The sequence below is a fragment of the Thioalbus denitrificans genome (genome assembly GCF_003337735.1).
GTDB classification, from domain to species: domain Bacteria; phylum Pseudomonadota; class Gammaproteobacteria; order DSM-26407; family DSM-26407; genus Thioalbus; species Thioalbus denitrificans.
This window is the reverse complement of the sequence record NZ_QPJY01000004.1, coordinates 1-11,905: the sequence shown is the minus strand read 5'-3', so window position 1 is coordinate 11,905 and position 11,905 is coordinate 1. Positions and strand designations below refer to the sequence as shown.

Below are 11,905 nucleotides of genomic sequence, written 5' to 3'. Positions count from 1 at the left end.
CCGGCGGTGCGGGTCACAGGGAGTAGGGTGGGGGCGGAATGGCGGAATTCAACGACAGCCAAGGGTAGGCCAAGGCGGGGGAATCCGGACAGTCGCCTCCCCGGTGGTGCACGACCCGGGGCGGAGGGATCAGATGTTGCCGGACAGCTCGGCCACGTTCAGGTAGACCTGCAGGCGCTGCCCCGGGCGCAGCTGCTGGCCGGTGGCGAGGTCGTTCCAGTCACGCAGGTCGGCCACGCTGACGCGGAAACGCTTCGAGATGGCCCACAGGGAGTCTCCCGAACGCACCGTGTAGCGGATGCTCTGGGTGGTCGAGGCGGGCGCGGCGGGAGCGGCCGCCTGGGCATTGCCGGGCCACAGGGTCAGCTTCTGGCCGCGCCGCAGGGTGTCGTTGAGGGCGATGCGGTTCCAGTCGGCGATCTGGCGGGTGGTGACGCCGTGCTGGCGGGCGATGTCCCACAGGGTGTCCCCGGCCTGCACCGTATGCACCACCTTGCGGCCACCCTTCGGCGCGGAAGCGGCTGTTCCCGTACCGCCGGCGCCCGCCGCCGCCACCCGGACTCCCGCCCCGGAACCGACGGGTATCAGCAGTTCCTGCCCCACCCGGATGCGGGTGCTCTTCAGCTTGTTGCTGTCCATCAGCATGGCCACGGAGGTGCCGTGGGCCTGGGCGATGGTGCCGAGGGTGTCGCCGCGACTGACCCGGTAGCGGTTCCAGCGCATGCGCTCGTCGGCGGGCACCTGGGCCAGCTTCTCGTTGAACAGGTCGAGCTTCTCCACCGGCAGCATCAGGTAGTGGGGCCCCTGGGGCGCGGTGGCCCAGCGGTTGAAGCCGGGGTTGTAGCGGTAGAGGTCGTCCAGGCTGATGCCGGCGAGATCCGCCGCCAGCCCGAGATCGATCTGGCCGTCCAGGTCGACCCGCGCCAGGTAGGGCTCATTGGTGATGGGCACGAGGTCCACCCCGTAGGCGCCGGGATCGGAGACGATGGCGGAGATGGCCAGCAGCCGGGGGACGTAGCTGCGGGTCTCGCGCGGCAGGTCCAGGGACCAGAAGTCGGTGGGGCGTCCGGCATTGCGGTTCTTCTCGATGGCGCGGCTTACCGTGCCGGAACCGGAGTTGTACGCCGCCAGCGCCAGCAGCCAGTCGCCGTCGAACTGATCCCGCAGGAGCTCCAGGTAGTCCAGCGCCGCCTGGGTGGAGGCGTAGACGTCGCGCCGGCCGTCATACCACCAGTTCTGCTCCAGCCCGAAGCGGCGCCCGGTGTCGGGGATGAACTGCCACAGCCCCGCCGCCCGTCCGGGCGAGTAGGCGTTGGGTTGGAAGGCGCTTTCGACCACGGGCAGCAGGGCCAGCTCCAGCGGCGCGCCGCGCTGCTCGATCGACTCCACGATGTAGTGCAGGTAGGGCTCGGCCCGCGCGCCCACCCGCGCCAGGTAGTTCGGGTGGCGGGTGTACATGTCCAGCTCGGCCGCCACCCGGGGGCGGTTGACCTCGTGATCGAGCCGGAAGCTGGCGCGGATGCGCTCCCACAGATCGTCGGAGACCGGGGTTTCGTCGAGGTTGGACGCCGGGGCCTGGAGCCGCTCCCGCAGCAGGGCGGCGAACGAGCTGCCCGGATCCTCGATGCCGGAGTCGGAGAGACTGTTGACGGCAGAATTGGCGCTGGCGCCGGATTTCAGGGGCTGGACGCCGCAGGCGCTCAGGGTCAGAAGAGAGACGAGGGCGAGCCCGACGCCGGTCGTGGTCTTGCGTGTCAAGTCCATGCCCCCCAGGCTCAAAAACCACCGGCGATGGTACGGACATAAACGGGGTGGATCAAGACATAAATCGAACCATGTTCTCAGTCATTGCATTACATAGCTTATGCAACAAGATGAAATACAGAAGAAAATGATTACATGACAAATGTTAAAAAATGTTTCTGCGCGAAGCCTGCATCCGGGCGGATGGGGGGAGGGCGTGCCCCCGCCCTCAGTCGAGCGTGTCCTTCCAGTGGCGGACGGTGGCGAAAACCTCGACGGGATCCTTCAGCGCCTGACCGGCAAAGTTCGATGCCGCCGCCACGACGACGGGATCTTCGCTGCGCAGGAAGGGGTTGGTGTCCAGCTCCTCCGCCAGGGTGGAGGGCACGGTGGGCTCGCCGCGGGCGCGCGAGGCCTCGGCGGCCGCGCGGCGCGCCTTCAGCGCGGCGCTGTCCGGTTCCACCACCCGCGCGAAGCCGAGATTGGCCAGGGTGTATTCGTGGGCGCAGTAGACCAGGGTTGCGGCGGGCAGGGCGGCGATGCGCGAGAGGGAGCGGTGCATCTGCTCCGGGGTGCCCTCGAACAGGCGCCCGCAGCCGCCGGTGAACAGCGTGTCGCCGCAGAACAGCATGCCGTCGCCGTGGTAGACCACATGGGTGAGCGTGTGGCCGGGCGTCTCCATCACCTCCAGGGTCAGCTCCAGATCCGGGAGCTCGACCCGGTCGCCGTCCCGGACCACGTGGGTGACGGCGGGAATGCGACGGTCCTCCGGCGCATAGACCGGGATGTCGTAGTGGGCCAGGAGATCACGGACGCCGCCCGTGTGATCGCCGTGATGATGGGTGATGAGGATGGCCGCCGGCTCCAGTCCGGTGCGCCCGAGCGTCTCCAGGACCGGCTCCGCATCGCCGGGGTCGACGATGGCGACGCGGCGGCGCGGCGGATACTGGATCAGCCAGATGTAGTTGTCGTCGAAGGCGGGGACCGCCATGACAGGGTGTGTTGTATTCATCTATTCAATGCCTTAGTGGGCATATCTCGAAACGGTAAAAGAACGCCGGCGCGACCGTGGCGCATGGGCCATGCTCGCAAGGCCCGGGTCCGGGGTCAACCACTTACGGTACCCGGGCGTCCCCTGCGTACGAGCCGGTTCCGCTCGGCGGGGCGGGTGCGTAATATCGGCTGCATGAGTTCATCGCCGCCACCGCTCGCACCACCGCTATCCAGCATGAGGGGCTGGTACGCCACGCCGCTGGGCCGGGCCCTGCTGCAGGCGGAGGGGGAGTTGCTGGGGGGCGTGCTGCCCGGCCTGTTCGGCTATCACCTGGTGGCCGTGGGCTGCGAGCACTCCGCCGCGGCACTGGCCGCGAGCCCCATCCGGCACCGTATTCTACTGTGCCGGGTGCCGCCCGCGACGGTGCCGGGATTGTGCGCGGAGCCGGATGCGCTGCCGCTGGCATCGGCCAGCGTGGACGTGATGGTCTTGCAGCATATCCTCGAGTTCGAGCGCCGGCCCCACGAGGTGATCCGCGAGGCCCTGAGGGTCCTGATCCCTGAGGGGCGGCTGGTGCTCACCGGCTTCAATCCCTGGAGCTTCTGGGGATTGCGCCGGCTGTTGAGCCGCCGCAGTGAAACGGTGCCCTGGAGCGGGCAGTTCCTCAGCCTGAACCGGATACGGGACTGGCTGACGCTGCTGGGGTTCGAGATCGAGAGCGCCCATCACTTCTTCTTCCGGCCGCCGCTGCAGCACCGTGGTATGATGGCGCGCCTCGGATTCCTGGAGGGGGGCGGCCGGCGCTGGTGGCCGGCGCTGGGCGGGGTCTACCTGGTGACGGCGCGCAAGCGGGTCATCCCGCTCACACCCATCAAGCCGCGCTGGCGCCCGCGCCGCAGCGTGCTTCCCGCCGGGCTGGCTGAACCCACCGCGAGGAGCCTGCATAGACGTGGCCAAAACGGTTGAAATCTTCACCGACGGCGCCTGCCGGGGCAATCCCGGCCCGGGCGGCTGGGGCGCGCTGCTGCGCTATGACGGCCACGAGCGCGAGCTCTGGGGCGGCGAGGCGCAGACCACCAACAACCGCATGGAGCTGATGGCCGCCATCGTCGCCCTGGAAACCCTTACCCGGCCCTGCGAGGTGGATATCACCACCGACTCGGAGTACGTGCGCAAGGGTATCACCGAGTGGCTGAAGAACTGGAAGCTGCGCGGCTGGAAGACCAGCGCGAAGACGCCGGTCAAGAACGCCGAGCTGTGGCAGCGGCTCGACGCCGCCGCCGCCCGCCATCACCTGCGCTGGCACTGGGTCAAGGGCCACAGCGGGCATCCCGAGAACGAGCGCGCCGACGCACTGGCCAACCGGGGCATCGACGAGCTGAAGTCGCGGAGGGCCGGCTGATGCGGCAGGTGGTGCTGGATACGGAAACCACCGGCCTCGAGCCGGAGCAGGGTCACCGCATCATCGAGATCGGCTGCGTCGAACTCGACAACCGGCGCCTGACCGGCCGGCGCTTCCACCAGTACCTGCAGCCCGATCGGGACATCGACGAGGGCGCGGTGGAGGTGCACGGCATCACCAACGAGTTCCTCGCCGACAAGCCGCGCTTCAACGATGTGGTCGGGGACTTCCTGGCCTTCATCGAGGGCGCCGAGCTCATCATCCACAACGCCCCCTTCGACGTGGGCTTCATCGACAACGAGCTGCGCCTCATCGGCGAGCGGCGCAATGTCGGCGAGCTGTGTGTCGTGGTGGACACGCTGGTGATGGCGCGGCAGATGCACCCGGGGCAGAAGAACAGCCTGGATGCCCTGTGCAGGCGCTACGACGTGGACAACTCCCACCGCGACCTGCACGGGGCGCTGCTCGACGCCGAGATTCTCGCCGACGTCTACCTGGCCATGACCGGCGGCCAGGGCGCCCTCTCCCTGGGGGGGCTCTCCAGCGCCGCCAACAACTACCAGGTCATCAGCAACAGCCTCCTGCCCGCCGACCGGCCGCCCCTGCGGGTGCTGCGCGCCAGCCCCGCCGAACGGCAGGCCCACGCCGACACCCTGGCGCGGGTGGACAAGGCCAGCGGCGGCCAGTGCCTGTGGCGGGAGCTGGAGGGCGACTAGCGCCCGCGCCCGTCCTGCCTGCCCATCCTCTTCGCGTTTTCTGCGCGGATTCTCTCCAGACGGTCCTCCGGACGATTTTCATCACGCAACGACGCAGCAGCTGTGCTGGCTGCGGGTTGACGTGCGGAGGGTTCCGGCCGGGCGCGGGTGACTCACCCGCGCCCGGCGCACCGGATCAGAAGTGGGCCGCGTTCAGCCACATGTGGGTGAGGATGCTGGCGGCATAGCCGAGGGCGATGGCCGGCGTCCACTTCAGGTGGCTGAAGAAGGTGTAGCGTCCCCGGGCCTGGCCCATGAGGGCCACGCCGGCGGCCGAACCGATGGAGAGCAGGCTGCCGCCCACCCCGGCGGTGAGCGTCACCAGCAGCCACTGGCCGTGGCTCATGTCCGGATTCATGGTCAGCACGGCGAACATGATCGGGATGTTGTCCACGATGGCCGACAGGATGCCCACGCTCACGTTGGCGAGGGTTGCGCCCCAGTCGCTGTACATCACCTGGGAGGCCAGCTCCAGGTAGCCGATGAAGCCGAGGCCGCCCACGCAGACCACCACGCCATAGAAGAACAGCAGCGTGTCCCACTCGGCCCGCGCGATCTTGTTGAAGATGTCGAAGGGCACCACGTCGCCGATCATCTTGTCCGCCACTTCGAGGTTGTAGGGATGCGCCGACGGTACCCGGCCATGGGTCTTGCGCAGGTAGAAGCCGAACAGCTGCAGGTAGGACAGGCCGGTCATCATGCCCAGCACCGGGGGCAGGTGGAAGAAGTTGTGGAAGCTCACCGCGGTGACGATGGTGGCGGCGAACAGGGCGACGATGCGCCGGGCGCCGCGGCGCATGGGAATCCGCTCATCGCTGGGAGCGGGGGAGATGTCGGGGATGGCGAAGTGCATCAGTGCCGCGGGCACCGCGAAGTTCACCACCGAGGGGAGGAACAGGGCGAAGAAATCCCAGAAATCCACGATGCCCTTCTGCCAGACCATCAGGGTCGTGATGTCGCCGAAGGGGCTGAAGGCGCCGCCGGCGTTGGCGGCCACGACGATGTTGATGCAGCCCAGCGCCACGAAGCGGGGGCTGTCGGCGCCCACCGCGAGCAGGACGGCGCACATGAGCAGGGCGGTGGTGAGGTTGTCGGCGACCGGCGAGATGAAGAAGGCCAGGATGCCGGTAATCCAGAACAGCTGCCGGTAGTTGAATCCCTTGCGAATCAGCCAGGCCCGCAGGGCGTCGAACACCAGCCGCTCCTCCATGGCGTTGATGTAGGTCATCGCCGAGAGCAGGAACAGGAACAGCTCGGCATACTCGAGGATGTTGTGCCGCACCGCCATGGCGACCTCCTCGCTCTGGCCGCCGTGGACGGAGTAGTACCAGGCGATGGAGAGCCAGATGAGGCCGGCGGCCAGGATGACCGGCTTGGACTTGCGCAGGTGGGTGAACTCCTCGGCCATCACCAGCGCATAGGCCAGGACGAAGATCACCAGGGCGAATATGCCCACCTCGCTTCGGGTGAGATCGAGGGGCTCGGCGTTGCCCGTGGCGGCCCACGCGGCCGCCGGCGCAAACAGGCTGAGGATGAGCCCCAGCAGTGGAGCGACTACCGCACTGTTCAATGTGTGGACTCCTTCTCGAGCAGGACGGGAAGCGGCGGCCGCACCCGTGGCGGGTCTTTGCCGAGCGGCTTCCGTTGTCTAACTGGTTGTTTTTGTGGTATCTATTGCGGCGCAACGCTGCATTCTAGCGTAATCCCGCGTGCCAATGCCATGCTCTTTCGAAGCGGGTGGGGGTCGCCCCGGCGCACAAGAGGGGGGAGTGAAATACTCCCTTAATAAATCCCGGGGTTTTATTGATCCAGGTCAATGTGGGATGGGGAACATTCCCGGAAGATTGACTACGGTAATTCTTCCGCAGGGTCATATCTCCTGTCTTAACCCCGCTCTCCAGCGGGGTTTTTTTTTGTCCCTCCCGAGCGCAGGATCCGGGCGTACCGCCTTCATGTCGGCTCCGGAACCGTGCGGCTGTTGTCCGCCGATAAGTTCCGCTTATACTGCATAAAATCGATGCCGGACGGAGAACAGGACCATGCTGCCCCAGATCAAGACCATCCTCTACGCTACCGATGTGGGTCCCGTGGGCCCCCATGTCTTCCGCTACGCCATGGCCATGGCGGAGCGTCACGACGCCACCATCGTGGCGGTCAGTGTCCTCGAGCCGCTGGGCACCTTCGGCCAGTCGCTGGTGGACAGCTACGTCTCCAAGACCACCCTGGACAAGCTGCGCGCCGAGGGCCTGGAGAAGCTCAAGGCCGAGCTGCGCGAGCGGCTGCAGGAGTTCTGCGCCACGGAGTTCGACGAGGCGGCGGTGTGCATGTCCCGGGTCGGCGAAGTCCTGGTGCGCTCAGGGCAGCCGGCCGAGGCGATCATCAAGGAGGCGAAGCGGGTCAACGCCGACGTGATCGTCATGGGCTCCCACGGCCACTCCGCCTTCGGCGAGATGCTCCTCGGCTCCGTGGCCCACAAGGTGACCCAGCGCTCCCCGGTCCCGGTGCTGCTGGTGCCGGTGCGCGAGGACGAGGGCTGAGGCGCCGGGGCTTCCCGCTCTCTTGTAACAAAGACAAAACGCCAAGACGCCAAGACGCGAAGAACACCAAGGGAATGAGTAAGAGAGAAACTCCCGGGTGGGAGTTGGCTGCCCATCCGGATCCCGACGGGGTTTGACCCGCCGCTACCAGACCCAGCTCACCAGGTGGTGTTCCGGGTCGTCCGCCTCGGTCTCGGAGATCACCCGGCCGCGCACCGAGATGCGGGCGCGGTGGACGCTGCCCGGGCTGCCGCTCACCAGCGGGTGCCAGGAGAGCAGGCGCTTGCCCTCCGCCAGGCGGCGGTAGGCGCAGGTCGCGGGCAGCCAGCCCGCCAGCTTCGGCAGGGACTCGGGGGTGATCTTCAGGCAGCCGGGGATCCGCGCCTGCCGGTGGGCGTAGTCCCGGCAGCGGCAGGTGTCGGTGTCCAGCAATTCGCAGGCGATGTTGGTGTAGTAGATCTCGCCGCTGTCCTCGTCCTCCAGCTTCATCAGGCAGCAGCGCCCGCAGCCGTCGCAGAGCGACTCCCACTCCGCCTCGCTCAGCTCCCCGAGGGGGCGGTCCTCCCAGAAGCGATCCGGTTTCCAGTCGTCGGCCATGGCGGGGCGGCAGTACGGCTCAGTGGCGGTAGTCGCGCAGCAAACCCACCAGCACCCCCTGGATCGCGACCCGATCCGGGGCGTAGCGCAGGGGCTCCATGGCGGCGTTGGCGGGGTGGAGCGCCACCTCGCCGGGGCGCTGCTCGATGCGCTTCAGGGTGGCCTCGCTGCCGTCCACCAGCGCCACCACCACCTCGCCGTTGCGGGCCGTCTCCCGCTGCTCCACCACGATCCGGTCCCCGTCCAGGATGCCGTCCTCGATCATCGAGTCGCCGCGCACGTTGAGCACGTAGGCCGCCCCCCGCGGGCAGAGGGCGTCTGGCACCGGCACCGACTCCGGCGTCTCCAGCGCCTCGATGGGCCGGCCCGCCGCGATGGTCCCGAACAGGGGCAGGCTGCGGGCGGTCGACACCTCCGCCACCGGTGCCAGCCGCACGCCGCGGTGGCGCCGCTCCATGGGCTCCACCAGCCCCGCGTCCACCAGCGCCTGGATGTGCTTGTGCAGCGACCCCCGCGACTTCAAACCGAGGTCGGCGCAGATCTCGTCCAGCGTGGGCGCCTGGTCGGTCTCCCGCGCCCGGTCCAGGAGGTAGTCGTGGATGGCCTGCTGGCGGCGGGTGAGTGACGGGCTGTCGGGCATGGCCGGTATCTCCATGGGCAGAGAACGTTTGGAGAACAGTATGGGGGAAGGGCGGGGAAAATGCCAGTTGGGTGAGGGGTGAGGGGTGAGGGGGTTTTCCACCGGCGGGGTTTCAACTGGATGCCTGCGCTGGTGGACGATGCCGACAGGGCGGCGCCGGATGGAGAGACGGGATGGAACACCCGAGGACTCTCACCTCACCCCTCACTCTTCACGCCTCACGGTCATACAGGTGCGGATTCATCTGCACACAGGGTCATCCACTGCCTCCGGCCATGCAGGTTCGGATTTGTCCGCTCTGATTCAGTCGCGGTAATTTGGGCACCCCGGATAACCGGGGGGCAGAGCAGACCAATCTCCCAGTGCCCGTCGTTCGAAAATGGTCCCGGATCTTTGCGCCCGCACCGGAATGGCGCTATTTTTCGTCCATGGTCGAGGGAGAGGACCGCCATGCCGCAGCCAGCAAGGATGCCGGAATACCCACAATATCGCAGCGGGCCAGTGAGTGCCGCAGATCGTGTCTCAATCCGGCATGACGGCAGGGCGCCCCCCGGCGGGCACACCCTGCCGCGTTGGGGCCGCCAGATAGGTGTGCCCCTACCTCACCGATGCATCCCCACCGCGCTCCGTCATTCCCGGGGTCCGATTCAATGCAGCCCCCAGCGGGCTCAGTACCGCCCGTCCGCCTCTCTGCAGAACGTGGGTGTGGATCCGGGTGGTGCGCACGTCCATGTGGCCAAGCTGCTCCTGCGCCGTATGGATATCTGCCCCGCGTTCCAACAGATGGGTGGCGAAGGAGTGCCTGAACGTGAGGCAGGTGGTGGGTTTCCGGATGCCGGCCCTGCACACCGCGGCCCTGACGGCCTTCTGTACCGCGCTTTCGTGGAGAAAACGGAGCGTCCGCGAAACCTCCTCACGCGAGAGCACCATGGGTATACGGGATTTTCGCCTGGCCCTGACCACAGTGCCGATGTCGCCAAGGGGCCGATTGAGTACATGCCGGTAAAGGAAGACCAGTGCATTCAGCGCCTGGTTCTGTGTGCTCGGCGAGACGCCCCGGTCGACGGCGAGATGGGTGAGGAACGCGGCCACATGGGCTTCTCCCATCCGTTCCGGATGGGTCTTTTCGTGAAACAGAATAAAACGCTTGACCCAGTGTATGTAGGTCTGCTCGGTCCTGTAGCTGCAGTGTCTGACGCGAAGCGCACCGCGCACACGCACGAGAAAAGGGGAGGGCTTTCGACGTTCCATGTCGCGTTCTCCATTTGTTCTTGCTTGCGGGGGGAAGCATGGGCAACCCACAACAGGCGGTCAAGTCACGGTCGTTGATATACGGCCGATGGCCATGTATTAACGCGTATGAAATCAGCAGGCGGAGATGCCGAGGTCCGTCTAACGCGTTGAGTGCAATAGAATACTTAAGTAATGAAAAAGGAATGCATGTCACCAACTGTGGAACTATACGGCAACTTTCCATTTATTGGTGATAGGTGGAAAGCTTCCATTGATTTGAACTGTTAAGCATTGGTCAACGCTTGAACAATAGTCGCGATGTAAGGCATCTAAGAAAACATCTAGCCAACTTGTTAAGTCGGCCGGGAGTTATTCATGCCTAACAAGCCCATCAAGCCGACGCTCACTACGCTGCGCTTCGTTCGCGCGGCTTATGTGCAGCGTTAGATTGCTTAGCACAGCGCGATGTTCAAGAAGTTCACATTTGAAAAGAAGCTGGGGGTAGATTCGCGGGAACCTAAGTGGCGCGGGCTCAAGATCGTTACGGTTTCAGGGTTGCTGGCGTTTCTTGGTGGTGCTTTCGCAGCTGTTGGCTTCGGTGGGTTGGGTTATTGGCTTGTGTTGCTTGGTGTCGCGGGTGTAGGTATCGGTATGATTATGCATTTCTTCGCATTGGTAACGGAAATACTGCAAAGGAAGCGATGAAAAACCAATCTAACAAGCCAGTAAACCGCCGGAAATCTCTGCGGCGCTTCGCGGCTACTTTCGGGGCGGCGCCGGTTACCAGCAACGTTAGGGCTATGAAGAAATGAAGTTCCTCACTCTTTTCTCACTTGTTTTGTTATCTGGTTGTGCGCCATGGCCAACTACGTCACAACCAGAGGTCAATCTGAAGGTTGTGGATGAAAATGGGGTTCCTATAAAAGGCGCAACAATCAAATTTGTAAACTACAAAATCGCCATGAAGCCTGAAGTAGAATTCAAGAAAATGCTTACTGATAACGCCGGGAATGCGTATCTAAGTAAAAAAAGCTATACACAAATGGTGATTTTGGCCGCAGACGGTGGTCACTCATACGACTGGTGTTATTGCATAGAGAAGAATGGCTATGCGCCAGTGGCAAGAAACAATCTAAATGCGGCTTATTTTGGCATTGGTGCTGTGGTTGAAAAGTTGTCAAACAGTACGCAACCAGAATCTTGTCAGTGGCAGGAGTATCCTCATGGATTTAATGTTGTGGCAATTAAGCCCTAACCAGGCGCTCCATTTGACGCTCAATACGCTGCGCTTCATTCGCGCAAATGAGCTTGGTCGTTAGCCATAAAAAATGAAAACACATATATACGCATCTTTATATGCGGCACTTTTTACATCGTTGGCGGCTGCCGAGAACGCCCAAGACCTCGTCAAATTGACTTTTGACGATACAACTATCTGCGTTCCACATGAATACGTGCCGGGCCTTAGTGCCTTCGGTCAGTACCTAAAGGACAACGTAAAAGGCCTTGATGAATCAGGGCAAAGCCAAACAATCAGGCTTCCTGCCAAGCTGATAATGGCTGGAGTAGAGGGCTACGAATTTAGCCATATCAATAAATATAAAGTTGATCTTGAACACGAAATAAGCGGTATAGCCAATGGCTGGTCTGAGGTAACCGGAAATCCAGAAATTAATATGCCGTGTAATGATGAGTATGATCTAGGGTATTGCTACCAAAGGGTTGTGTACAAAAGTATTTTCTTTCAGTACACGCTGGATACTGTAGAGGCGAGGAATAAAGAAAAAGTTCAAAAGTATCTCTATTCGTTGTTTGAGAAATGGGAGTCTAGTTGTGCCAAAAATGGCTAACATGGCGCTTGTTCGGAAGCAAACTACGCTGCGCTTCGTTTGCGCCGCACAGCTTAAACGTTAGGGCTACACAAAATGAGAGCAATGCTAATAGCAATACTATTACTTCCAGTTCATGTATTGGCTGAGGAAGATTGTGGAAAAATCAATAGCT

13 protein-coding genes are annotated in these 11,905 nt (G+C 63.7%); 7 read left to right on the top strand and 6 right to left on the bottom strand.

Annotation, left to right across the window (positions count from 1 at the left end):
• Positions 1-129 precede the first annotated feature (129 nt).
• Positions 130-1,764, bottom strand: coding sequence for a LysM peptidoglycan-binding domain-containing protein (locus DFQ59_RS10015; protein WP_114279575.1), 1,635 nt, complete (start codon positions 1,762-1,764; stop codon positions 130-132).
• A gap of 208 nt (positions 1,765-1,972) precedes the next feature.
• Positions 1,973-2,755, bottom strand: a complete 783-nt coding sequence (gene gloB, locus DFQ59_RS10010) for a hydroxyacylglutathione hydrolase (protein ID WP_211314875.1) — start codon at positions 2,753-2,755, stop codon at positions 1,973-1,975.
• A 216-nt stretch (positions 2,756-2,971) separates the two neighbouring features.
• On the opposite strand from gloB, the gene DFQ59_RS10005 reads away from it, so the two are divergent.
• The 3 genes from DFQ59_RS10005 to dnaQ are packed head-to-tail and all read left to right on the top strand — an operon-like array spanning position 2,972 to position 4,855.
• A complete protein-coding gene (locus DFQ59_RS10005; RefSeq protein ID WP_245937247.1) occupies positions 2,972-3,703 on the top strand; it encodes a class I SAM-dependent methyltransferase in 732 nt (243 codons plus the stop codon).
• A complete protein-coding gene (gene rnhA, locus DFQ59_RS10000) occupies positions 3,687-4,139 on the top strand; it encodes a ribonuclease HI (RefSeq protein ID WP_114279572.1) in 453 nt (150 codons plus the stop codon). The genes DFQ59_RS10005 and rnhA overlap by 17 nt, the downstream gene beginning before the upstream one ends.
• Positions 4,139-4,855: a DNA polymerase III subunit epsilon gene (gene dnaQ, locus DFQ59_RS09995; protein ID WP_114279571.1), complete on the top strand. Its 717-nt coding sequence runs from the start codon at positions 4,139-4,141 to the stop codon at positions 4,853-4,855. The genes rnhA and dnaQ overlap by 1 nt, the downstream gene beginning before the upstream one ends.
• A gap of 175 nt (positions 4,856-5,030) precedes the next feature.
• On the opposite strand, the gene nhaD is transcribed toward dnaQ, so the two are convergent.
• Positions 5,031-6,464, bottom strand: a complete 1,434-nt coding sequence (gene nhaD, locus DFQ59_RS09990) for a sodium:proton antiporter NhaD (protein WP_211314874.1) — start codon at positions 6,462-6,464, stop codon at positions 5,031-5,033.
• 469 nt (positions 6,465-6,933) lie between these two features.
• On the opposite strand from nhaD, the gene DFQ59_RS09985 reads away from it, so the two are divergent.
• Positions 6,934-7,431: a universal stress protein gene (locus DFQ59_RS09985; protein WP_114279570.1), complete on the top strand. Its 498-nt coding sequence runs from the start codon at positions 6,934-6,936 to the stop codon at positions 7,429-7,431.
• Positions 7,432-7,575: 144 nt separating this feature from the next.
• On the opposite strand, the gene DFQ59_RS09980 is transcribed toward DFQ59_RS09985, so the two are convergent.
• The 3 genes from DFQ59_RS09980 to DFQ59_RS09970 all read right to left on the bottom strand — a co-directional run bounded on the left by DFQ59_RS09980 (position 7,576) and on the right by DFQ59_RS09970 (position 9,919).
• A complete protein-coding gene (locus DFQ59_RS09980) occupies positions 7,576-8,028 on the bottom strand; it encodes a YcgN family cysteine cluster protein (protein WP_114279569.1) in 453 nt (150 codons plus the stop codon).
• Positions 8,029-8,047: 19 nt separating this feature from the next.
• Positions 8,048-8,668 (bottom strand): transcriptional repressor LexA, encoded by a 621-nt coding sequence (lexA, locus tag DFQ59_RS09975; RefSeq protein ID WP_114279568.1) that lies wholly within the window; start codon positions 8,666-8,668, stop codon positions 8,048-8,050.
• Between the two features lie 597 nt (positions 8,669-9,265).
• Complete coding sequence (locus tag DFQ59_RS09970) at positions 9,266-9,919, bottom strand: phage integrase N-terminal SAM-like domain-containing protein (RefSeq protein WP_114279567.1); 654 nt, start codon at positions 9,917-9,919, stop codon at positions 9,266-9,268.
• A 447-nt stretch (positions 9,920-10,366) separates the two neighbouring features.
• Between DFQ59_RS09970 and DFQ59_RS19545 the strand changes: the two genes are divergently transcribed.
• The 3 genes from DFQ59_RS19545 (at position 10,367) to DFQ59_RS19535 (ending at position 11,751) form a co-directional block, all read left to right on the top strand.
• Complete coding sequence (locus tag DFQ59_RS19545) at positions 10,367-10,606, top strand: hypothetical protein (protein ID WP_147275222.1); 240 nt, start codon at positions 10,367-10,369, stop codon at positions 10,604-10,606.
• Positions 10,607-10,709: 103 nt separating this feature from the next.
• On the top strand, positions 10,710-11,156 hold the full coding sequence (locus DFQ59_RS19540; protein ID WP_147275221.1) for a hypothetical protein: 447 nt from the start codon (positions 10,710-10,712) through the stop codon (positions 11,154-11,156).
• Positions 11,157-11,229: 73 nt separating this feature from the next.
• Positions 11,230-11,751, top strand: a complete 522-nt coding sequence (locus tag DFQ59_RS19535; RefSeq protein ID WP_147275220.1) for a hypothetical protein — start codon at positions 11,230-11,232, stop codon at positions 11,749-11,751.
• Positions 11,752-11,905: the final 154 nt, after the last annotated feature.